Source organism: Tenacibaculum aquaeponti (assembly GCF_057221555.1).
Genome location: NZ_CM170147.1, coordinates 1733410 through 1756515 on the forward strand (window position 1 = coordinate 1733410; position 23106 = coordinate 1756515).

23 protein-coding genes are annotated in these 23106 nt (G+C 29.7%); 12 read left to right on the plus strand and 11 right to left on the minus strand.

Annotation, left to right across the window (positions count from 1 at the left end; translation table 11 throughout):
* Nucleotides 1-122 precede the first annotated feature (122 nt).
* Together AC2TEO_RS07670 and AC2TEO_RS07675 are read left to right on the plus strand one after the other, a co-directional pair.
* Nucleotides 123-2549 (plus strand): LodA/GoxA family CTQ-dependent oxidase, encoded by a 2427-nt coding sequence (locus tag AC2TEO_RS07670; RefSeq protein WP_442267540.1) that lies wholly within the window; start codon nucleotides 123-125, stop codon nucleotides 2547-2549.
* A gap of 9 nt (nucleotides 2550-2558) precedes the next feature.
* Nucleotides 2559-3602 carry an NAD(P)/FAD-dependent oxidoreductase gene (locus AC2TEO_RS07675; RefSeq protein ID WP_442267541.1) on the plus strand — a complete coding sequence of 348 codons (1044 nt, stop codon included), beginning with the start codon at nucleotides 2559-2561 and terminating at the stop codon, nucleotides 3600-3602.
* A gap of 47 nt (nucleotides 3603-3649) precedes the next feature.
* On the opposite strand, the gene AC2TEO_RS07680 is transcribed toward AC2TEO_RS07675, so the two are convergent.
* The 4 genes from AC2TEO_RS07680 to AC2TEO_RS07695 form a co-directional block, all read right to left on the minus strand.
* On the minus strand, nucleotides 3650-3943 hold the full coding sequence (locus tag AC2TEO_RS07680; RefSeq protein WP_095069585.1) for a thioredoxin family protein: 294 nt from the start codon (nucleotides 3941-3943) through the stop codon (nucleotides 3650-3652).
* Between the two features lie 86 nt (nucleotides 3944-4029).
* Nucleotides 4030-5253 (minus strand): metallophosphoesterase, encoded by a 1224-nt coding sequence (locus AC2TEO_RS07685; protein WP_442267542.1) that lies wholly within the window; start codon nucleotides 5251-5253, stop codon nucleotides 4030-4032.
* Nucleotides 5254-5402: 149 nt separating this feature from the next.
* A complete protein-coding gene (locus AC2TEO_RS07690) occupies nucleotides 5403-6125 on the minus strand; it encodes a cysteine hydrolase family protein (RefSeq protein WP_442267543.1) in 723 nt (240 codons plus the stop codon).
* 83 nt (nucleotides 6126-6208) lie between these two features.
* On the minus strand, nucleotides 6209-7054 hold the full coding sequence (locus AC2TEO_RS07695) for a helix-turn-helix domain-containing protein (protein ID WP_442267544.1): 846 nt from the start codon (nucleotides 7052-7054) through the stop codon (nucleotides 6209-6211).
* Nucleotides 7055-7269: 215 nt separating this feature from the next.
* Between AC2TEO_RS07695 and polA the strand changes: the two genes are divergently transcribed.
* From polA to AC2TEO_RS07710, 3 genes are all read left to right on the plus strand, one after another.
* The gene (gene polA, locus AC2TEO_RS07700) at nucleotides 7270-10083 is read left to right on the plus strand and encodes a DNA polymerase I (protein ID WP_442267545.1); all 2814 of its coding nucleotides are present in this window, start codon (nucleotides 7270-7272) and stop codon (nucleotides 10081-10083) included.
* Between the two features lie 441 nt (nucleotides 10084-10524).
* Nucleotides 10525-10755 (plus strand): hypothetical protein, encoded by a 231-nt coding sequence (locus AC2TEO_RS07705; RefSeq protein ID WP_442267546.1) that lies wholly within the window; start codon nucleotides 10525-10527, stop codon nucleotides 10753-10755.
* A gap of 71 nt (nucleotides 10756-10826) precedes the next feature.
* Nucleotides 10827-12152 carry a DUF6734 family protein gene (locus AC2TEO_RS07710; protein ID WP_442267547.1) on the plus strand — a complete coding sequence of 442 codons (1326 nt, stop codon included), beginning with the start codon at nucleotides 10827-10829 and terminating at the stop codon, nucleotides 12150-12152.
* Here AC2TEO_RS07710 and AC2TEO_RS07715 read toward each other — a convergent pair.
* From AC2TEO_RS07715 to AC2TEO_RS07725, 3 genes are all read right to left on the minus strand, one after another.
* Nucleotides 12120-12686: a uracil-DNA glycosylase family protein gene (locus AC2TEO_RS07715; RefSeq protein ID WP_442267548.1), complete on the minus strand. Its 567-nt coding sequence runs from the start codon at nucleotides 12684-12686 to the stop codon at nucleotides 12120-12122. The two genes, AC2TEO_RS07710 and AC2TEO_RS07715, sit on opposite strands and share 33 nt — an antisense overlap.
* A gap of 325 nt (nucleotides 12687-13011) precedes the next feature.
* Nucleotides 13012-13371, minus strand: a complete 360-nt coding sequence (locus AC2TEO_RS07720; protein ID WP_442267753.1) for a DUF8840 domain-containing protein — start codon at nucleotides 13369-13371, stop codon at nucleotides 13012-13014.
* Nucleotides 13371-14726 (minus strand): DEAD/DEAH box helicase, encoded by a 1356-nt coding sequence (locus tag AC2TEO_RS07725; RefSeq protein ID WP_442267549.1) that lies wholly within the window; start codon nucleotides 14724-14726, stop codon nucleotides 13371-13373. The genes AC2TEO_RS07720 and AC2TEO_RS07725 overlap by 1 nt, the downstream gene beginning before the upstream one ends.
* 67 nt (nucleotides 14727-14793) lie before the next feature.
* On the opposite strand from AC2TEO_RS07725, the gene AC2TEO_RS07730 reads away from it, so the two are divergent.
* Nucleotides 14794-15255: a Na(+)-translocating NADH-quinone reductase subunit F gene (locus tag AC2TEO_RS07730; protein WP_442267550.1), complete on the plus strand. Its 462-nt coding sequence runs from the start codon at nucleotides 14794-14796 to the stop codon at nucleotides 15253-15255.
* A 69-nt stretch (nucleotides 15256-15324) separates the two neighbouring features.
* Here AC2TEO_RS07730 and tig read toward each other — a convergent pair whose 3' ends face one another.
* The gene (tig, locus tag AC2TEO_RS07735) at nucleotides 15325-16647 is read right to left on the minus strand and encodes a trigger factor (RefSeq protein ID WP_442267551.1); all 1323 of its coding nucleotides are present in this window, start codon (nucleotides 16645-16647) and stop codon (nucleotides 15325-15327) included.
* Between the two features lie 130 nt (nucleotides 16648-16777).
* Nucleotides 16778-17167, minus strand: coding sequence for a hypothetical protein (locus AC2TEO_RS07740; protein ID WP_442267552.1), 390 nt, complete (start codon nucleotides 17165-17167; stop codon nucleotides 16778-16780).
* Nucleotides 17168-17309: 142 nt separating this feature from the next.
* Between AC2TEO_RS07740 and AC2TEO_RS07745 the strand changes: the two genes are divergently transcribed.
* The 4 genes from AC2TEO_RS07745 to AC2TEO_RS07760 all read left to right on the plus strand — a co-directional run bounded on the left by AC2TEO_RS07745 (nucleotide 17310) and on the right by AC2TEO_RS07760 (nucleotide 19817).
* A complete protein-coding gene (locus tag AC2TEO_RS07745; protein ID WP_442267553.1) occupies nucleotides 17310-17567 on the plus strand; it encodes a hypothetical protein in 258 nt (85 codons plus the stop codon).
* A gap of 153 nt (nucleotides 17568-17720) precedes the next feature.
* The gene (locus tag AC2TEO_RS07750; protein WP_442267554.1) at nucleotides 17721-18515 is read left to right on the plus strand and encodes a TerC family protein; all 795 of its coding nucleotides are present in this window, start codon (nucleotides 17721-17723) and stop codon (nucleotides 18513-18515) included.
* Between the two features lie 82 nt (nucleotides 18516-18597).
* Nucleotides 18598-19053 carry a hypothetical protein gene (locus AC2TEO_RS07755; protein ID WP_442267555.1) on the plus strand — a complete coding sequence of 152 codons (456 nt, stop codon included), beginning with the start codon at nucleotides 18598-18600 and terminating at the stop codon, nucleotides 19051-19053.
* A gap of 59 nt (nucleotides 19054-19112) precedes the next feature.
* Nucleotides 19113-19817 (plus strand): hypothetical protein, encoded by a 705-nt coding sequence (locus AC2TEO_RS07760; protein ID WP_442267556.1) that lies wholly within the window; start codon nucleotides 19113-19115, stop codon nucleotides 19815-19817.
* 56 nt (nucleotides 19818-19873) lie between these two features.
* Here the strand turns inward: AC2TEO_RS07760 and AC2TEO_RS07765 are convergent, their stop codons facing one another.
* Both AC2TEO_RS07765 and AC2TEO_RS07770 read right to left on the minus strand, forming a co-directional pair.
* Nucleotides 19874-20647, minus strand: coding sequence for an alpha/beta fold hydrolase (locus tag AC2TEO_RS07765; protein ID WP_442267557.1), 774 nt, complete (start codon nucleotides 20645-20647; stop codon nucleotides 19874-19876).
* Entirely contained in the window at nucleotides 20647-21360 is a 714-nt protein-coding gene (locus AC2TEO_RS07770; RefSeq protein ID WP_442267558.1) for a pyridoxine 5'-phosphate synthase, read from the minus strand. Before AC2TEO_RS07770 ends, AC2TEO_RS07765 begins: the two co-directional genes overlap by 1 nt.
* Before the next feature lie 60 nt (nucleotides 21361-21420).
* On the opposite strand from AC2TEO_RS07770, the gene AC2TEO_RS07775 reads away from it, so the two are divergent.
* Both AC2TEO_RS07775 and AC2TEO_RS07780 read left to right on the plus strand, forming a co-directional pair.
* Nucleotides 21421-22080 carry a CBS domain-containing protein gene (locus tag AC2TEO_RS07775; protein ID WP_442267559.1) on the plus strand — a complete coding sequence of 220 codons (660 nt, stop codon included), beginning with the start codon at nucleotides 21421-21423 and terminating at the stop codon, nucleotides 22078-22080.
* A gap of 26 nt (nucleotides 22081-22106) precedes the next feature.
* Nucleotides 22107-22997: an NAD kinase gene (locus AC2TEO_RS07780; RefSeq protein WP_442267560.1), complete on the plus strand. Its 891-nt coding sequence runs from the start codon at nucleotides 22107-22109 to the stop codon at nucleotides 22995-22997.
* The last annotated feature ends 109 nt before the right edge of the window (nucleotides 22998-23106 follow it).

Genomic DNA, 23106 nt, shown 5'->3' on the forward strand with positions numbered 1-23106 from the left:
TTACAAACATTTATCCCAAAAAAAACTATTTTTATTCCTTATTTTTAGCACCTTAATACATTTATTTCAATTTCAGTAGTTTCTAAAACTAAATTTGATTATGAACTTTAAATCAGATAAAAATGAAACTACGAATCTATCCATCTATAGGAATTGCTAGACTCGGAAACGGTCCTACTAATAAAAAAGATGTTGTTTTTACACCAGAAATTCCTTGGGCAAACTTATATGAAGAAAACTTAGAATTTCACACAAAAGACGGAGCCTTAAAAAAACAAGCACAACGTTTTTATATTTATGAATGTGACGATAACGGAAAACCAATTCGAAAAATAGATCCTGCTTCTTGCGATATCGAATGGACTGTTGAAGTTGCCAACAAAAAACCTTTCTGGTACGATTTTAATAATAGTTTAGATTTGTCTGTAAATACAGATAATCATAATTTAAGTCCTAATTTTTTCACTGAAAAAATCGCTCCAGGAATAAGTACTTCTAGAAGAAATCCAAATGTTCTTAACGAACAATTAATCAATGGTAAAGATTATGATTATAGAAAGGAATTGGTAAACAGTCCAGCTCCTACAACTATTACTTCTAAAAATACATCACCAGTAGCATTAGGCGGTAAATTTCCTTTTCCTTTAGAAGGACAAAACAATAGCTTTATTGCAAACGCAATGAACTTAAATGCTAGAGATGTAAACTTAGGAGCTATTGAATACGATGAAGGATCGCTTATTTTTTATCCGGGTGATGGAATTTCAGCAGCATTAAATCCTTCTGATTTAAACACAGATTTTGCTGATAACTCAAACTGGTACGATGATATTTGCGACGGTAAGGTAACTGCTAAAGTAACGATGAATGGAAAAATATACGAACTTAATGATGCTGATTCTGCTGCTTGGGTTGCTTCTGCTCCACCAGATTATGCTCCGCAAATTCAACCTTTAGCAACAATGTACGATCTTATTTGTGGTATCGCTAACGAAAGTTTTACTACAGATTTCAGTTTAATATTCCCTGTACTTTACAGATTATACAGAATGCAATGGGTTAATTTAAGTGATTTCCTTGCTCCTTCTTTTAGAGAAACTATAGACGAATTAACGACTGAAGAATTTAAAGCTTTATACAGTAATTCTGAAGCTGCACAACCTGTTCGTAATAAGATCTTCCAATTGTTTAGAGATCCATTATACAACTATAACAACGAACCAATAATTCCTAGCAAGAGTAAAACAGACATTACAAATATTGGTAGCGGAACTCAAGAATTACAATATCCGTTTTATCCTGGAGATGGAATTAATTACCCTGGAAGTCCAGCGCAATGGTTTGCTATTCCTCCAGTTTTATACGATGAATTGAGAAAATGGAGAGATGGTAACTTTACTTCATTAGAAGGAGATTACACTACCATGGACGATCTTGGAAAGCATTATCAAAATCAATATTTAGAAGCAGCTAAAGATCCAGCTAAAACAGCTTTATTAATGACTCGCGCCGTTTTAGAAACGTTATATGGTGGAGGATTCCATCCAGGTGTAGAATTAACATGGCCAATGCGACATGCACAAATGTATGCTGAAAACTCTTTAGCGTATGCAAACGTTACTCCTGGGAATTCTTTCTTCGGATTACGTGAAGTAAGAATTGGCGCAGCTACTCCAGAAGAACAAAGTCAAATATTTTACAACGATTTTGGATTTCAAATGAATTCTGATGATGTTAAAGAATCTATCAGTGGAAATAGCAATAAAGGTTGGTTATGGAAAAGTACACCAGGTGATTTAACAAAATGGATGGGAATTCCTTGGCAATCGGATGCAGGTAGTTGCCAGAAAGTATTCTTAGATAGTCAATATCCAATTCCTGCTTGGTGGGCTGCAAATTTACCTGTAGATGTGCTTACTGAAGAAAGTTTAGTTGCTATGCGTAATTCTGAATTAAAACCTGAAACTATTCAATATGTTTATGCAAACAGACTTCCTTGGCTGATGACTACAGATACTGGTTATGTTGGTTATCATGCAGAAGGCGGATACATGAACGGCCTAATTAATATGGTGTACAAATGGAAAAATGTTGGTGTGGTTGCTGGTAGAAAATCTAATGTAAACGGAATTCCAGAATTGGTTTATGTAGCTTCAGAAAGTAAAAATGTAAAAAATATAACTTCTGTATTTTTAGGAAAAGCTATTCCTGCTAAACCTGTAAGATTAGCTCCTCCAAATGTATTCTACACAAACACAAGAGAAATGGTTTGGATTCCAGAAAATGCATCTACATTCTTATCATCTAATCTTGAAGGAACAGGTAATGTTTATGTTGACGATGTTTTTGAAATGAAAATTAACGGTAACATTGTTTTTACTCACGATTTCAGTAATAATTGTAGCGGAAGAATTACTCCTGAAGCTCCAATTGACATCACATCAAACTTACAAGAATTTGCAAATTCATTTGTGACTATAGAAGTGAATTACATTGATAAATGCGGAGGATCTGAAGGTTCTTCAGAATTCTTTTTAATCTTTAAATAATATACTATAATGAGTCCTGAACAATTAAAAACCGATGTTCTAATTATTGGAAAAGGAGTTTCAGGACTCATTTTACAATTACTGTTAGAAAGAAAGGGAATCAATAGTATTCTTGTTGATAAAGTAAATTCAAAACAAATTTTACCTTTAGCTGAAACTATTCCTCCCAGTACTTTAGAGCTTTTACATGAAATTGATCTTTTATCAGTTTTTGAGGCTTTTTCAACAAAAACATATGGTTATCAATCAAAATGGAACAATTCACAAATTAGTGATAAAAACTTCTTCTTAAAAGGTAAATACAATAATGGTTTAAAAATCAACAAACAGAAAATCATTACTGCTTTAGAAGAAAAAAGCAAACATATCGTTCATGCTAAAGATATTACTGAAGTAACTGTAAATAACAAGACAAATAGTATATCAATTAGAGAACTTAATAATAAAACCACAACTATTAATAGTGATTTAATCGTAGACGCCACAGGAAGAAAAAGATATGTTTTAAAACAAGCTAACATTAGTAGTATTGAATATGATAACAACTTGGCCTATTTATGCTATTTACCCAAAACGGGACCTAATTTGAAATACGGATTTTTTACTGAATCTTTTAATAATGCTTGGGGAACAATTTCTGATTTAAATGAAACTACAAGAATTGTTTCTTTATACACAACAAAAGAAAACAGACTCTATAAAGAGTTTAAAGACTATAAAAACTGGAACACTTTACTTAACGAAACATCTTTTTTAAAATACTGTATTCCTGCAAAAGGGAATTTTAAAGTTTTTGGAAAACAAGCAAATTCTTCAATACCATCAAAAATTTCATTTCAGAATATATTAAGTATCGGTGATGCAGCTATGGCTTTCAATCCTATTTCTTCTCATGGAATTTCAAATGCAATTTATACAGCTAAAGAAGCAGCTATTACAATTGAAAAGTATTTAAACGGTAACCATCAAAGCCTTAAAGAATACCAAAATAAAATGTATACTATTTTTAATGAGTATATAAAACAGAAAGAAAAGTTATTCGAACTATATTAAAGTAAAAAAGCCACCTTTTGGTGACTTCATTTTATTTTTATTTAAATTTATACATATTGTTGAACTAAACCTATTAAGGTATTAGCATCTTGTTCTCCTGTTTTTCTCCACATCATCTCTCCATTTTTATATATCATAAAAGTCGGATTTCCTTTTACTTTTAACGCAGATGCTAAGATTTCATTTTTCTTAATGTCAATTTTAATCACTTTAGCTTTATCTCCTAAAGCAGCAGCTACATCTCGAAGAGTATCAAGATTATTTTCGGTATCATCCCAGTCAAAATAAAAATCGATCAATACTGGTTTTTGAATATTAATGATTTCTCCAAACTTTGTCATTGTGTTAACAAATTTTAACTATATAGTGCTTAAAATTACTATTTTTTTATTAGGGAGCCATAAAAACACTATAAAAATGCTGGAAATCAAGCTTTTTTTAACTCTATAACAGTAATTTCTGGCCAAATTCCTACTCTACCCGGAAAAGCATGGTATCCAAAACCTCTATTTACGTTAATATAACGCCCAAACTCTTCATACAATCCTGCCCATTGTTTATACACATATTGAGATGGACTCCAACGTAAAAAACCAGGTATTTCGATTCCGAATTGTAAACCATGAGTATGACCACTTAGAGTTAATTGATAATTGAAATCATCTTCTTTTACCTTTAACTCCCAATGTGTAGGGTCGTGACTCATCAACACTTTAAAATCTTCTTTTTGTATTCCTTCTGAAGCCTTTTTTAAATCTCCTTCTTTTTTAAATCCTTTACCCCAGTTTTCAACCCCAACTAAAGCTATTTTTTCACCATCTTTCTCTATGTATCTATTTTCATTCAACAAAAGTTCAAATCCAATTTTTGGATGAATATCTTTTATTGCTTGAAAATTAGCTTCTTTATCTTCTTTTGTTTTCCACGAAGAATAATCACCATAATCGTGATTTCCTAAAATAGAAAACTTACCTCGAGGTGCTTCTAATTGCTTAAACACATCTATCCAATCATCCATTTCACGAGCGAAATTATTTACAATATCACCAGTGAATAAAATCATATCCGATTGTTGCTCATTAATTAAATCAACTCCATATTGAATTTTCTCTTTATTATCGAAACTTCCAGAATGAATATCGGTAATCTGTGTAATTGTAAAACCATCAAAAGCTTCAGGCAAGTCTTTAAAAGCTAATTGATATTTTAAAACCTTATAATTATACTTTCCTTTAAAAATTCCATATAACATACTTGCGAAAGGAATTGCTGCTAAACCTAAAGCCAACTGCGAAATAAATTTTCTTCTTCCTGCAAATGGTTGTGTAGTTTCATTAGAAGCCATTGAAATTCCTTTTTGAAAAAGGCGCACAACGTCTTCACCAAACATTACAAGCACAATTACAATTTTTGGCAACAATGCTAACAACATAAAACCAGCAGCCCATTGAAATTGTTTGGTTTGACCAGAACTTCTATCTGAAGAAAAAATCGTGTAAAAAAAGTTTATATAAGCAATTAAACTTAATCCAAGCCAAACATATTTGATGTAGGTGTTTTTAGTCACCATTTTAATTGATTGGAAAGAATATGCTTCTAAAATTATAATTAAAGTTGTGATAATTATTAACGAAATTAACCAACGCGGCATAATTTAAAGTTTTTAAAAAGCTAACAAAGATACACGTAATAGTCGTATTTATTTTTTATGAATTTGTGAATATTTACATAAACTTTTAAAAAAAACACCCACAAACCATAGGCTTGTAGATGTAATAAATCAAACTGAAAAAACACTATTTATTTTTTTAATTCTTCTACAATTTCTTTTGTAGTAAAGACATGACTAGCAATCATTCTGAAATTCACTAAGGCTGCCTCATAACCATTTAACTCTGGCAATACTGCTGCTGCAGTTGCATCCTTTACTACAGAAACATCAAATCCATTTTCTACTAATTCTCTTAAATGAGACTCAGTACATAAGTTAGCAGACATTCCTGCTAAGATTACTTTATTATATCCTCTTTTTCTTAATTGTAATGCCAGATCATTAGATTCTGGACCATATACTTTGTGTGGGTTTGTTACTACTATATTATCTCCTTCGATATATTTTTTATATGGTTTTAACCAATCTGCTCCAGAATTTTTAAACCCTTTGGTATTTAAAGTATGGCTTCTATCAAACATACCAATTTTATGCATTAATGCTTCTAAAGCTCCTTCAATCTTCCATTTATGATCATGTTTATAATAATAATGAGGTGATACAAAAACTGTTATCTTCTTTTCTTTTGCAACTTTAAAAAGTTCCTCAAGATTTTGAACTGTATTATTCTCTATTACGCTTTTTCCTACTACTCCCCAAGTTACTCCGTCTGGACTTAAGAAATCATTTTGTGGATCTGTAATTACAACAGCAGTATGTTCATCAACTGTAAATCCTGGGTCTGGCAATTGTGCAAAAACGTTAGATATTTGGGTAATTAACAAAACGGCTAAAATTGTTACTCTCTTCATTTGTATTGTTTTTTTAATAATTATTATTTTTTTACACTACAAATTTCAGAAGAAGCCATTCATTAATAATAGGTAACTATTCCCTAAGTGTTAGCAATTATTCCCGAGCCACAATTTTCACGATAAATACTTGGCGACACACCTTCTTGCTTTTTAAAAAAACGACTAAAGGTTTGCACATCTCGAAATCCTAATTCAAAAGCAACTTCTTTTATTGAAATATCATTGTAACACAACAACCGAATAGCTTCTAAAGTAATACGTTCTTGAATATATTTTAGTGGTGATTTAGAATGTTGTTTTGCAAAAATATTGGAAATAGTTTTTGGTGATTTATAAAGCATTGATGCATAATCTACCACTTTATGTTTTGTTTTAAAGTACTGCTCCACTAAAAAATTAAATTCTCTAATAACATCTAATTCATCTGTATTTTTTGTTAGATTTTGCTGCTCTTTATATAAACGAGCACATAAAATTAAATATCTTTTTAACATCATTTGTAACATTTCCTTTTGTAGATTATCTTGATATTCAATTTCAATCGCAAAGTTTTTCCATAACGTTTTAAAATGCTCTAAATTTTTATGACAAACATTAATAATTGGTAATTGTGAAGCACCAAAAAATAATAATCCCTTACAACTTACCTCTTTGTCATGATCAACTACACAATAGAACGGTCTGTTAAATCGTAAAAAATTCACTTTTCCTTTTTTTACAACTATAACTTTATGGAATTCTGTTAAAAATACAACTTGATTCTTTTTAAAATAATACGTTTTACCATCTATCAAAAACTCATTATTATTAGTTAAAAACCAAAGTACTATTAAACTTCCTTCTTTAGGAGATGAAAAGATTGAGCAAGAATTCTCATCTAATGTTTCTAACTCAATAAATTCATGTATTTTACCTATAAAAATCATTTTTAATTATTTAATACGACTTGTGTTTAGTGTATATAATTTAAAAAAACTTTCAAAAAATATTTTTCCCTTTTAAAATGATAATTCCATTATATCAGTAGTTAATTAACACATACTGCTATAGTATATCTTTCATGCAATTCTAATTTTAATGTATTTCTCTCGCAGACCATCTAACTATTTTGTAGTTTTACATTCTTCAATTTTATAACCATATGGATACCAAAAAAAGACTTTTTTTATTAGATGCATACGCACTTATTTTTAGAGGATATTATGCTTTTATTAAAAACCCAAGAATAAATTCTAAAGGACTCGATACTTCTGCCATATTAGGATTTATGAATTCTTTATTGGATGTTATAAAGAAAGAAAAACCTGATTATTTAGCGGTGTGTTTCGATCGTGGAGGAAGTGTAGATCGTAATGAAATCTTTCCTGAATATAAAGCGAACCGACAAGAAACTCCAGAAGCAATTCGCATTGCAGTTCCGTATATAGAGCAAATTTTAGAAGCAATGAACATCCCTTCTATTATAAAGGAAGGTTATGAAGCTGATGATATTATTGGAACACTTGCTAAAAAAGCCGAAAAGGAAAATTTGGTTACCTATATGGTGACTCCTGATAAAGATTATGCACAGTTAGTTTCTGAAAACATTTTCATGTACAAACCACCAAGAATGGGTAATGGTTACGAAAAATGGGGAGTTGAAGAAGTTCAAAAAAAGTTTGAAGTTGAACGACCAGAGCAAGTAATTGACTTTTTAGGAATGATGGGAGATTCTGTCGACAACATTCCTGGTTTACCTGGAGTTGGAGAAAAAACAGCTAAAAAATTCCTTGCTGCCTATGGAAGTATGGAAGGTTTATTTGAAAACATTCATGAACTGAAAGGTAAAATGAAAGAGAAAGTAGAGTCAAATCAAGAATTAGGATTACTTTCTAAAAAATTAGCAACAATAATGCTCGATGTTCCTGTTGAATTAGAACAGGATAAACTAATCTTTGAGCAACCAGATATTGAAAAAACAAAAGCGATTTTTACTGAACTTGAGTTTAGAAGGTTAACTGACAACTTCTTAAAAACTTTTGGAGTAACACCTGCAACAGATAATACTGCAGCTACAAAGACTACGACAAAAACGTCTAATCCAGCTCAATTTGATTTGTTTGCTACTCCAGGAGGAGGAAATAAAACTGAAGAAATCACCGGTTTTAAAACCATAAACAATACACCTCATTTCTACCAATTGGTGAATACACCACTTTCAAGAAAATTATTACTTTCTAAATTATTACAGCAAACTTCGGTTTGTTTTGATACAGAAACTACAGGCTTAAAAGCCTTAGAAGTGGAATTGATTGGTATTGCTTTTTCTTGGGAAGTTGGTAAAGGTTATTATCTAGCTTTTCCTGAAGATCAAGAAGAAACTCAAACTATTTTAAATGAGTTCTTACCGTTCTTTGAAAATACAACTATTGAAAAGATTGGTCATAATATAAAATACGACATTAAAGTTTTATCTAATTATAATATTCCTGTTGAAGGAAAATTATTTGACACTATGATTGCTCATTATCTGATTAATCCAGATATGCGTCACAGTATGGATATACTTGCTGAAACATACTTAAACTATCAAGCTGTTCCTATTACTGATTTAATTGGTAAAAAAGGGAAAAATCAGCTTTCTATGCGTGTTGTTGAATTGGAAAAACAAACAGAATACGCTGTAGAAGATGCAGATATTACACTACAATTAAAAGAACATTTTGTTAAAGAGTTAGAAGAAGGGAAACTTACTGAGCTTTTTAACACTGTAGAATTACCTTTAGTTTCTGTACTTACCGCTATGGAAATTGAAGGAATTAACTTAAACACTGAATATTTAGGTTCATTCTCTAAAGAACTTTCTAGTGATATTGAAAGCTTAGAAAAAGCTGTTTACGAACAAGCTGGAGAAGAATTTAATATAGCCTCACCAAAACAATTAGGTCCGATTTTATTTGAAAAATTAAAATTAGTAGACAAACCTAAGAAAACAAAAACAGGACAATATTCTACTGCTGAAGATGTTTTATCAGCTTTAAAAGAGCACAAAATTGTTGCAGATATTTTAGAGTACAGACAATGTAAAAAACTACAAAGTACTTATGTTGATGCGTTACCAAATGAATTAAACCCGAAAACAAATAGAGTTCATACTGTATACGCACAAGCTGTTGCTGCAACTGGAAGGTTAAGTTCTAATAACCCGAATTTACAGAATATTCCAATTCGTACAAAACGCGGACAAGAAGTTCGTAAGGCTTTTATTCCAAAAGACGAAAATTACACCTTATTAGCTGCAGATTACAGTCAGATAGAACTTCGAATTATTGCTGCATTAAGTGAAGAAGAAACTATGATTAAAGCTTTCCAAGACGGTGAAGATATTCATGCTTCTACAGCTGCAAAAGTATTTAATGTAGCGCTAGATGAAGTTACTCGTGAACAACGTAGTAATGCAAAGACTGTAAACTTCGGAATTATTTATGGAGTTTCTGCTTTCGGATTAAGCAATCAAACAAATTTAACTCGTTCAGAATCTAAAGAATTAATTGAAGCTTATTACAAAACATATCCAAAGTTAAAAGCTTACATGGCAAAACAAGTAGACTTTGCTCGTGATAATGGTTATGTAGAAACTGTTCTTGGAAGAAAACGTTATTTAAAAGATATTAATTCTAGAAACGCAATTGTTCGAGGTGCAGCAGAACGAAATGCTGTAAATGCTCCAATTCAAGGAAGTGCAGCAGACATTATCAAATTAGCCATGATTAACATTCATGAACGATTTAAAGAAGAAGGATTTAAATCAAAAATGTTATTACAGGTTCATGATGAATTGGTTTTCGATGCTCATAAAGACGAATTAGAAACGATTAAACCAATTATTAAACATGAAATGGAAAATGCTTTTAAACTAGCTGTCCCTTTAGATGTTGAAATTGGTTTAGGAGAAAATTGGTTAGAGGCGCATTAAAACTCTTAAAACATAATATAAATTAAAGCTACCAGAAATTCTGAGTAGCTTTTTTTTATGGAATTACACTTCATCAACTCAAACTAGTCAAAAGTTATCAACACGAAATCGTGATAGTACCCAACTTTAAGAAATCCTTGTATTTTCTAGTGTTTTTTTCTTGTAATTTTAAAAACACATAGGTTTTATTTTGAAAAACCTAAAAGAGTTATGAAAGTTTTATGAAGTTTTGATTTTATATGAATTGCTAGGGAATTTCATTTTCACTCTCATTTATTAACACTCCAAAATTGATGTATTGTTAACTCAATCACATCAATTCAAAAATAGATTGCGCAATCCAGACCGATAAAAGTTAATGTCTTTAAACGATCACTTTTGTCTTACATAGCGGAAACCGAAAAGCTTATGAGTAGGTATAATAGATTAAATCAAATAAAAATGAAAAATAATTTTTTAAACAAAGTAAAAGGTGCTATTCTATTATCTAAAGAAGAGTCTAAAACTATTTCAGGAGGTTACACAAGCGCCTATAGTTGCTTCTTTGTATGTTGTCCAAGTAACATGACTTTAGTTAATGGTAGAACAAATGTAAATGGTTGTACTGGTGATAATCGTTATAAATATTATGCACCTCAATTTGCATCTAACTATTGTGTAGATTGTAGTTAACAAAATATAATTATAGAGATGAAACAAAAAGTTTCATCTCTTTATTTAAAAATAAATTCTTTCTCTACATTATGATTATACAAAGCTTTTGGTCTAAACCTTTTCTAAAAAACTCCAATCATCCTAATGCAAGATTCAAAGGAGGTTGGCTTGATGAAAAATACTTCTATTATAGTATAGCATTGAGTTGTTTGAAATTTAAAGAGTATTATTCAGAAATTACACTATATACAGATCAATATGGTAAAAAAGTATTGGGTGATATTTTAAATCTACCGTACACGGAAATCCACACCACTTTAGATGATTTAGATTCTTATGATTCTAATCTTTGGGCGCTTCCAAAACTTCACACCTATAGTTTACAAAAACAACCTTTTATTCATGTAGATACTGATGTTTTCATTTGGGAAAAGTTTCCTGAATCAAAAGTAAATAGTCCTATTTTCTGTCAGAATATAGAAGACAACTATCCTATTTACCAGGAAACATTAGATGCTATTTTAAAAGTTTTTGATTTTGTTCCTACAGAAATTGTGAATTCGTTGTATCAAAATCAAAAAGTATTAGCTTTTAATGCTGGTGTTATTGGTGGAAATGATTTAAACTTTTACAAGAATTTATATTCAAAAGCATTAGAAATGATCCATAAAAACGAGCATTTATTCACTAAAATAGATGTTGGTATGTTTAATATGATTTTTGAACAGTTATTAGGTCATGCTTTAGCTAGTAAAAATGACATCGGTATAAGTCCTTTACTAGAAAATGTTGATCCGAATTTCGCCAAATTAACAAACTTTCATCTCGCAGGTTTTCAAACCAACTATGTACATGCTATTGGATATGCAAAAAGATCTTTACATGCATGTGAACAAATAGAAGCTTTATTAATGTATGAATATCCTGAAGTTTATAAAGACATCACTAAGAAAGGGCTAGAAAATTCCCTTTGGAAAAAACGATTTGAGATTTCTGAACGTAGAAAAGAATATTTATTTGCGGTTTATGATTATTTCAGATCTCATGATATAAATACGCTTTACAAAACAAAATTCAAATTAAATCCTACAGTTAAAATCTCTGAGAAAGATGAAGTCTCTTTTTTAGAATTCAATAGTCCACAGATGAATGAAATTGAAATATTAGAATTACAGGACTGGGAAAATTTAGTTTTCTACTTTGAAGAAGCAATCTCAACTAACAAATTATGTAAGCAATTACTAGAAGATGAAGATATAAAGCAAACGTATACAGAATCTCAATTACAAGAAAAAGTATTCTCTTTTATTTTAGACAAATGTATTTTACAAGAAATACTTATTCCTGAAATTTTTAATGACACTAACTACATGAAATTGATTTTAGCTCAAAATCTTGCTAACTCGGTTTCTTAATTCTGGAACTACAAATTTTTCAAACCAAGGATTTTTAGACAACCAAAATCTATTTCTTGGTGATGGATGAGGCAATACGAAATAATCTGGTAAATAGTCTTCATAATTATTTATCGTTTCCGTTAATGTTCGTTTTGCTTTATCCTTTAAATAATAGTTTTGTGCATACATTCCTATTAACAATACTAACTCTACATTAGGCATTTTATCCCATAACTGTTGATGCCATTCTGGAGCGCACTCTTTTCTTGGTGGAAGATCTCCTGATTTCCCTTTTCCAGGGTAACAAAATCCCATTGGTATTATTCCAAAAAGCGATGTATTGTAAAATTGTTCATCTGTAACATTCAACCACTTTCGTAATTGTTTACCACTAGGATCGTTCCAAGGAATACCAGTAGCATGTACTCTAGTTCCAGGAGCTTGTCCAATGATTATAATTTTAGAATCTACACTAGCCTCAACAACTGGCTTAGGCTCTAAAAAATCTTTACAAATTGTGCAATTATGGATTTCTTGAAGTAATTGTTTCATTAATATCTTAAGGGGAATAAAAAAACACTTATTACTTAGCCCGTAATAAGTGTCTCCGTTAACGGTTTTTCTTTTAATTTCTTAAAGCATAGCTTGCTCCGCTTCCGAAGTCTGCTAATAGTCCGAATAAACTTTTAAAAAAACCACTAACTCTCTTAAGTAATAATTTCCCCATGATAGTTAATAATTTAAAATAATCCCAACACAAAGATACACAGAAGGTTGCGTTTTTCTCAAGGTTTTTTCCTCTTTTGTATTAAATGTTTGGAAATAGCTATAAATGGACATAAATTTCACATATTCTGCATTACACTGATTATCAATACTATAATTTTACAATATCATCAAAAGCAAAATAGTACGGTTGGTCTTTAAAAACTGGTAAATCAACACTTTCTGAATTTGCTATACCAACTCCAGCATACCAAACTTTAGCATTCATCTTCTTTGCATGTGCTATAAATGTTTCCATCCAAATAGTATCATACTCATTTGGATTCTGTAAATTTTTAGTTGCTTTAACTAAAACAAATATTGTTGGTTCTCCTTTTTTGAACAATACAAATTGTGGATGTTTTTTTAATTGACTATTTACAGCAACAAATTCATAGCCCATTTTTTGAATTTTTTTCCCTACAAAATTCATCGCTAAATTGTGTAACTCTTGTTCTGTAAGTGCCTGCATCATTTCTTTTTATTTCTTTTATTGAAATTTTTATCTCCCTTAGTCTTAGGCTTTTTATATTTCTTCGCAATCTCTCTTCTATAACTTCCTCCTAAATTCACCTTTTTATTTTTATCCTTCTTTTCATGGAAAGCTGGACCAGGAACATATTCTTGAGAACTTCTATTCCTTGATTGTGATTTATCTTCCTTTGGTCTTTCTTCTTCAGTTAATTGATTAGAAATTTCCACTTGTTCTGGAATATCGAGCTTTGGAATTACATAATCCATCAGTTCTTCTATTCTAGTTTTTGCTTCTTGCTCTTTAGCTGTACTTAATAAAATAGACTTCCCTTTATGCTCTGCTCTACCCGTTCTACCTATTCTATGCATGTAGTTTTCTGGGAAAAGGGTTGGATTAAAGTTAATGACATGAGAAATCTCTTGTAAATCTAAACCACGTGCAATAACATCTGTTGCTATTAAAATTCTATGCTTTCCTTCATTAAAATTCTCTATAGATTTAATTCTATAATTCTGAGTTTTATTAGAATGAATAACACAATTATGCCCTGGAAACTCTTCTTCTAAAAGATTAAAAATACGATCTGCATTTCTCTTATTAGGCGCAAAGATTAAAACCTTATTGTACTCATTTTTATCAAAAAGCAAATAGTTAATTAAGTTAATCTTGGTGTAAAAGTTAGGAACTTCATAAGCAGTTTGCTCAATATTATCTAAAGGTGTTCCACTTACAGCAATAGCTATCTTTTTAGGTGCTACAAAAAAATCATCGATTAATGCCTCTACATCTTCAGTCATAGTTGCAGAAAACATAATATTTTGTCTTCTTTCAGGAAGCAAATCGAAAATATTTAAAATTTGAAATCTAAATCCTAAATCTAACATCACATCAACTTCATCAATTACTAATTTCTGGATCGATTTCAATTTTAAAACTCTACTTACTGCTAAATCATACAATCTACCAGGTGTTGCTACAATAATATCACAACCTTCTGCAACAGCTTGTTTGTGTCTATTTAAATTTACACCTCCGTAAACTCCTAAAACTCTTAACGTAATATACTTTGCTAATTTTTCTATCTCTTCAACAACCTGTATAACCAGTTCTCTAGTAGGCACAAGAATAAGTACTCTTGGATGTAATTGTTTAGAAAACTTTAAATCCCTTAGTATTGGTAAAATATATGCAAAAGTTTTACCTGTACCTGTTTGTGCGATTCCAACCACATCTTTTCCTGATCGCACTACTGGAAATGCTTGAGCCTGAATTGGTGTTGAATGTGTAAATCCTAAATCGGCAATTGAATTTCTTAATGGATTTGATAAATCTAAATCTTCGAAAGCTATCATTTAACTTAATTTCTGCAAAGGTACAACCATTATTTTGTATATTTAAAGTAGACATATAGTAATACAGATGAAAACACCTAAACGTTTAGAACAAGCTTTAATTAAATTATACAATGCTTTTCATAATAATGAATTAAACCCAGAGTGTTGTTCAGCTTGTGCTGTTGGAAACATATTAGACAATCATGATAGTTGGAAACATTTATCTGATGATCATGGATCTACTGAATTAAACTACATAGGCCAAATACATCAAAAATTAGGTAGAAAGTTTAATGGTTATACTCCCTTGGAATTATTAAATATTGAAAAAATATTTTTAGAAGCATGTGGTTTTATTGTTCCACTTTGTCATTACAATAAGAAACCTAACAAAACTACCAATAAAGATACTTTATTTAACGGTTTATCAGCTGTAGTTGCTTATTTATGTAAGTTAGATAATATTGAAAACGTAATGGATTATTCTAAAATATTTGAATTTGATAATGAAGACCCTGTATATAAATTTGATATTATTTATAATTAAAAATTAAAGCATTAAAAAAGCGAGATATTTCTATCTCGCTTTCAATTTTGAATATATTATATTACAGTTTTACTTATAAACTTCTTTAATGAAATCTTCGTAAGAAACTTCTTTACTCTTAAACTTCATATTCTCTTTAAAGAAACCTAAAAGTTTTTGAGAAAGTAATTGCGTTTGTAAACGTTGTGCTTCTTCTTGGTTAGCTAAAACTCTACCTGCGATGTTATTTAACTCTTCCTCTTCTGGATTCATGTTTCCAAATTGAGCCATTTGAGCTTTAATAAATCCTTTTGCGTAGTCTAACAACTCAGCATAATCTAAATTGATTCCGTTATCTTTCATAATCTTTCCTTCGATTAATTGGTAACGTAAACCTTTTTCAGATTTTGAATACTCTTCTTTAGCTTCTTCTAAAGTTAATTCTTTCTCTCCAGCAGTTTGTAACCACTTTTGTAAGAACGTTTCAGGTAAATCAAATTTAGTATTCTCGATTAAATGCTCTGTAACTGCATTTAATAATTGTTGATCTGCTTGTTGTTGGAATTGCTTTTCAGCATCTTCCTTAATTTTATCTTTTAACTCAGTAACAGTTTTAACGCTACCATCAGCAAATAACTTATCAAATAACTCTTGATCTAATTCTGCTAACTCAGTTTTGTTAACTTCTTCTACTGTAAAAGTAACTTTTATATCTAAATCTTTAGCATCTTCGTTAGAAACACCTAAAACTTGCTGCAACTTGAAATCTTCTTCGAAAAGTTTCTTAGTCTCTAATTCAATTACATCACCTGCTTTTGCTCCGATTAATTTCTTCTCGTTTTTCTTTCCTTTTAAATCATTTACTAAGAAAGTTGATTTTTTGTTAATTCCTTTTTCTTCATTAACAAAAGTTCCAGTAACATTAGAATGCTCTTCAGCAACTTCTTGAGCGATTAATTTTCCGTAACGAGTTTGAATATTTTCAACCTCTTTATCAATTAATTCATCAGTAGCTACAATCTTATATTCATTGATTTTGTTTTTACCTTCTAAATCAACACTAAATTCAGGAGCTAAACCTAATTCAAATTCAAAAGTGAATTGATCTGTATCCCAAGAAAAATCATCCTTAACAATCGGTAATGGATTACCAAGAATATCTAATTTCTCTTCTACTAAAAACTTGTTTAAACTCTCTTGTAAAAGCTTATTTACTTCATCAATCATTACGGATTTACCGTATTGCTTCTTTACCATTCCCATTGGTACATGACCTTTTCTAAACCCAGGAATATTTGCTTTTTTTCTATAATCATTAAGAACTTCAGCAACCTTATCTTTGTAATCTTCAGCTACGATATCAACTTTTACAACAGCGTTTAACGCATCTATATTCTCTTTTGTAATATTCATGTTATGACTATCTTCTTAAAAAATTGGGTGCAAAATTAATACTTTTCTTCTTGAGAACCAAGAGTTTTATTTACTGAAAAAGAAAAAAACCACATAAAGTGCATGTAAGATTTTAATAGAATCTCATTTTTTATTTTTTTTCTTTTAAAAACTGTTTTAATTCATGAAATAAAATGTTTTTAACTTCATCATCTTCAATTAGTAATTGAATTAATTCTGTTTTTAACTTTGAAGTTTTTTTTATTTCATAATTCTCTTTTGGTTCACTAATCTCTGTATTTATAACATCAGTAACAAACATATTTCCTCTTCCTGTTAACAACCAAGTTGGATTGATATCTGGAAATGAATTTAGAATTTTGTTCAACACATTACTTTTAAAAGAAGCTTTTCTCCTAATTGCAGTACCTATTGAGTTATTTGATACTGAAATTTTATCTTCAAAAGATCTAATATTCATGTTTTTATTTACGATTATCTCTTCAACTCTTTTGTATGTTTCATCAATAAAATCGCTCATAAAAGTAACTTTTTTCTAAATAATTAGAATTTTGTTTTTGTTTTTAGAATTTTGTTCATAACTTTGTAATGGAATTTAGTACAAAGTTCGTACAAATATAGAGCAAAGTGCTTTTCAAAATTTAAAAACATGTAAAGTTTTTATGATAACAGATTTGCAACGAAAAGAATTAGAAAAAATAAAACCTCCAAAGTATCGAGAAAAAGTAAAAAGCCATCTATCAGAACTTGGCTATCACTTTTCTTTAGAAATGATACAAAAGGTTTATTCAGGGAAACGAAAAAACATGATAATTGCTAAAGCAATATTATTAGTTTTCGAAAAGTTTTTAGAAGAAAAACAAACAATTAACAACAGTATTGACATAATTACAAACAAAATAAACAAAAAAATCCCTTGAAGTTTTCGTAACTTAATAAGGACGGGGGAGCAACGAGACAGTAGACTTATGTTTATTAGTCTCGTTTTTGTTTAACAAAATTCTACATTAAATTTGATCGCTTGCATATTTAGTATAAATTAGCAAAAAAAATTAAAAAAAGATTTTCTTATTATGGTTGGAATTATTTTCACTCTTTTAATGCTAGTTTTTTTACAAGCTGTTTTAGGATTCGATAACTTATTATATATTTCTTTAGAATCTAAAAAAGCCCCAGAAGCTGATAGAAAAAGGGTTCGTAAAACAGGTGTTTTAATTGCAATCGCTTTAAGAATTGTGCTTCTTTTTGTTTTGATTTCTATTATAGACTTTTTCCAAACTCCTTTTTCTTGGTTAAGTGGAGGAGCAAAAGACATCGTTGAATTTGCTTTTAATGGTCATAGTATTATTGTTTTAGTTGGTGGTGGTTTCATCATATATACAGCTATAAAAGAAATTTGGCACATGATAGGTGTTAAAAATTTAAATCACGATCCTGAAGCAGAAGGAAACGGAAAAAAAACAGCTAATGCTGCCATCGTTAGCATCGTTATCATGAATCTTGTTTTTTCTTTTGACTCTATTTTAGCAGCAATAGGTTTAACAAGTAGCATGAAAAATTCTACTACTGCTTTTATTGTAATGGCTATTGCAATTGTTATTAGCGGTTTACTAATGTTAGTTTTAGCAGATAGAGTATCTAATTTCTTAGCAAAAAACAGAATGTATGAAGTACTTGGACTTTTCATTCTTTTAATTGTAGGTATAATGCTAGTAACAGAAGGAGGGCATTTAGCTCATATAAAACTATTTGGAAACCCAGTTGAACCTATGAGTAAAACAACTTTTTATTTTGTTATTACAATACTTATTATATCAGATGTTGTCCAAGGGCGTTACCAGAAAAAACTCACTCAAAATAATCATTAAATAATTACTTTTTAATAATAAAAAGAACGCAACCTTTATTTATGTTTAATATCTATTTATATACATATTAAACACTATTAAAATGAAAAAGTTTTTTTTACTATTTACCATTATAATTTTACAATCGTGCAATTCAAACGGAGATTGCAATGATACTTTTGATGCAGTCATTTACTGTCCTAATTCTTTTAATTTCAGTTTTAAATTAATTGATAAAAATTCAAACGAAAATTTAATTCAAAATAACACAATCTCCAAAGACGACATAAATATTATCAGAGAGAATGACAATACTGCTATAGACACCTTTATAGATACTACTACATACACTTTATATATTGAAAATTTTATTTCAAAATCTGAAATTTTAAAATACGCTGTAAAATTATCTGATGTAGATTCTTTTCATATTTCTGCAAACGCAAAAGTTATTAATTCAGACGGTTGCTGTCCTTCCACTGTAGAGATTAATGATATCAAAATAGAAAACACAGATTTTGAAATTAAAAACAACACCTACAATATTTTTGTTGAATAATTTTTTTCTCTTTTAAACCTTTTTGATTTTTAATTGTCTTAGTAACAAAATAAGGAATTATGAAGACATTGAAAATTATAATGGTAGCATTTTTTAGTCTTACCTGTTCTTTAACAAACGCTCAGAATTTTAAAGACAAAAAAGAAAAACTTGACAATAAATATGCAATTGCCACAGGGAAGAAACAGTTGCAAAAAGATATTCGTCAATTAGAAGCATTTGAAAAAAAGATAATTGCTTTCGAAGATGCTTTTATAAATCACAACACTAAACTTGTTAAAACACTGAAAATTGACATCCTTTCTGACATGAAAAGAGAAATCAAACAAAGTGAACGTAAAATTGAACAAGATAGAATTGAATTAAAACAAAGTAAAACTGAATTAAGAAATTCTAAAAGAGAATTCAATAGATCTAAACGCGATGTCCTAAGAAGAAACTCAGTAAAAAACAGAAGAGAGTTTCGTGACGAAAAACGAGACAAAAATGATGATCGTAGAGATTTAATTGACGATAAAAGAGATTTAAAAACTCAGATTGCTAGAACTGAACGTCAAAAAGAAATTTATAATAAAATCAAAGCTTTTAACTTTTTAGCAAAAAGAGCATCTGGTAAACGTAAACTAATGACAAATTCAAAATTATTAAATGAATTTGCAAAAACTATGCAAGCAGATATTACTTCCACAAAAAAAGAATTAAAGGAAGATTATAAAGAAATGAATGAAGACAAGAGAGAAAGAAGAGAAAATTTCAGAGGATAAGTTTCCTTGCCCGCCCTTTGGGCACTTTTCAGAAATAACCTTGGCCTTTGCCAAGGTTATTTATTTAAAAAAGTAAATGATTCTTTATAAAAATCTTTTGGATTTTCTGCATGTAGCCAATGTCCTGCATTAGGAACTGTTTTAATTTCAGCTTTAGGAAAATGTGCTTTAATTAAAAAACCATCTTCATCTAAAACATAACCAGAATTCCCTCCTCTTAAAAACAAAGTTTCTCCATCAAAAACTGTAAATGACGGTAACGGTTTAACTATTTCATGATAATTCTCAGACAAAGACTTCAAATTAAAACGAAACGCTAATTGATCTTTTGTTTTTCTGTAGGTATTTTTTAAAATGAATTGACGTACACCAACTTCTGAAATTAACTCACTTAATTTTTCATCAATTAATTTTCTAGAATTATGCTTTTCAAAATCAACAGACTCTAAAGCCTTAATAATATCTTGATGATGTGGCGGGTATTCTTTTGGAGCAATATCGGCAACAATTAACTTATTAATCAATTCTGGATATTCTGTAGCAAACAGCATTGCTGTTTTTCCTCCCATAGAATGCCCAATTAAATCTACTTTAGTAAAATTGTTATTCTCAATATAAGTTAACAAATCTTCTACCAATAACTCATAATTAAAATCATCTGAATGAAAACTTCTACCATGGTTTCTTTGATCAATTAAATGAACCTGAAAACCATCTTCCGCAAACTTATTTGCATGACTTTTCCAGTTATCACCCATACCAAAAAAACCATGTAAAATCAATAAAGGTTTCCCTTCTCCAACCACTTTACTATGTAAGATCTCACTCATTATTTAAGACGATCTAAATATAAATTAACCACATTTTCAATCCCTAAATAAATGCTTTCAGAGATTAACGCATGACCAATAGAAACTTCTGCTAAATTGGGTATGTTTTCTTTAAAGAACTTTATATTTTCTAAATTCAAATCATGTCCAGCATTAATTCCTAATCCGAGCTGACTTGCTAATTTAGCTGCTTCTGTATAAGGTTTAACCGCATCTTTATTTCCTTTAGCAAACTCAGCAGCAAAATTCTCTGTATACAATTCAATTCTGTCTGTACCAGTTGTTGCAGCCGCTTCGATTAAATTTAAATCTGTTTCTATAAAAATAGAAGTTCGTATACCAGCATCTTTAAATTCTGAAATAATATCTCTCAAATATGATTGATGCTTTATAGTATCCCAACCTGCATTAGAAGTTAACACATCTTCTCCATCAGGCACTAATGTTACTTGAGTCGGTTGTATTTTTAGGACTAAATCTTTAAATTTTTGAATCGGATTTCCTTCAATATTATATTCTGTAACAACTACAGGTTTTAAATCATAAGCATCTTGATATCGAATATGACGTTCATCTGGCCTTGGATGAATTGTTATTCCATCTGCTCCAAAATCTTGAATATCTGATGCTACTTTTAACAAATCAGGAATGTTACCACCTCTAGAATTTCGTAACGTAGCAATCTTATTAATATTTACGCTTAACTTTGTCATTATTGTATTTTAAGAGTACAAAAATAATGTATTAAAAGTTTTTAAACTATATTCGTAATAATGAATATAACCGATTATATCCTAAAAGAAATTAAGGCACTAACACTAAACGATTCTGTGTTTAAAGCTTATGATTTGTGCAAAAATTTACCAATTACACATATTCCAATAGTTGTAAATAATAAGTTGATTGGTTGTTTCGCTGAAGATGATATTCAAACTACAGAAAACAAAGAAGTTAAACTTTCAGAATACACACATCTTCTTCATCAATTTCATACAAATACAAAAACCACACTACTAGATTTAATAACTTTATTTGCTGAGAATGATTGTAACATCATTCCTGTTTTAGATGAAAACCAAAACTACATAGGTTATTATGATTTACGTGATATTTTAGATGTTTTTACAGACAGTCCTTTTATGCATCAGGACAATGAAACTTTAATTGTAGCTAAATCAAAATCAGATTTTTCCATGAGTCAGGTTTCTCAAATTGTTGAAAGTAATAAAGCAAAGTTATTAGGTTTATATGTATCTAAAGAAAATGTAGATAATGTGGAAATTACAATAAAATTATCTTCAGAAGAAATGAATGAAGTTATTCAAACCTTCAGAAGATATGATTACAGTGTAGTTTCTCAACACGAAGATGACTCATATTTAGAAGAATTAAAAGACAGAGCTAATTATTTAAGAAAATACTTAGATATGTAATTCTCTAACTAATAATATTAGAACAATTGAAAAAAGTAGCTATATACGCACAATCGTATTCTTTAAATGCAGAACAAGAAGTTAAAACACTTATAAAATGTCTTGAAAAAAACAACATTGTAGTTTTCATTGAAGAAGAATATTACAATCTTCTTGTTGAGAATAATATTTTAAATAAAAAATATCCTGTTTTTTCTCATTTTAATGATTTGTCAGATTCTTTCGACATGCTATTTACAGTAGGTGGAGACGGAACAATCTTAAGAGCGGTTACTTATATCAGAAGTTTAAACATTCCTATTTTAGGAATTAACACAGGAAGATTAGGTTTCTTAGCTACCGTACAAAAAAAAGAAATAAAAGAAGCTGTCGCTTCTATAATGGAAGGAAAATACACTTTACAAGAAAGATCTTTATTAGAAATAAAAACAACTCCTGAAACTGCAACCTTTTCAGAATTAAATTTTGCTTTAAACGAAGTTACAATAGCTAGAAGAAATACCACCTCTATGATAGGTATTAAAACTTATTTAAATGAAGAATACCTAACTAATTATTGGGCAGATGGTTTAATTATATCTACCCCTACTGGCTCTACAGGATATTCATTAAGCTGTGGCGGACCCGTAATCTCACCTAACTCATCGAGTTTAGTTATAACACCTATTGCACCACACAATTTAAATGCTAGACCAATAATAATACCAGAGAAAACAAATATTCAATTAGAAATTAGTGCACGAGAAAAAGATTTTTTAATCTCTTTAGACTCTCGAATAACAACAGTACCTCAAGAAACTATTGTTCAAATTCAGAAAGCTCCTTTTACTGTAAAAACTATTCTTTTAGAAAATCAATCTTATCTAAAAACTCTTCGTCAAAAATTACTTTGGGGGGAAGACACTAGAAACAAGTAAGTTGTTTAACATAAACTTTTACAATAATTCTTCAAAAAGGAAGTTAATCAAAAAAGACAGATTATTAACTTTTTAAAGCAAATTCAATTCCATATATTTGCACGCTTTC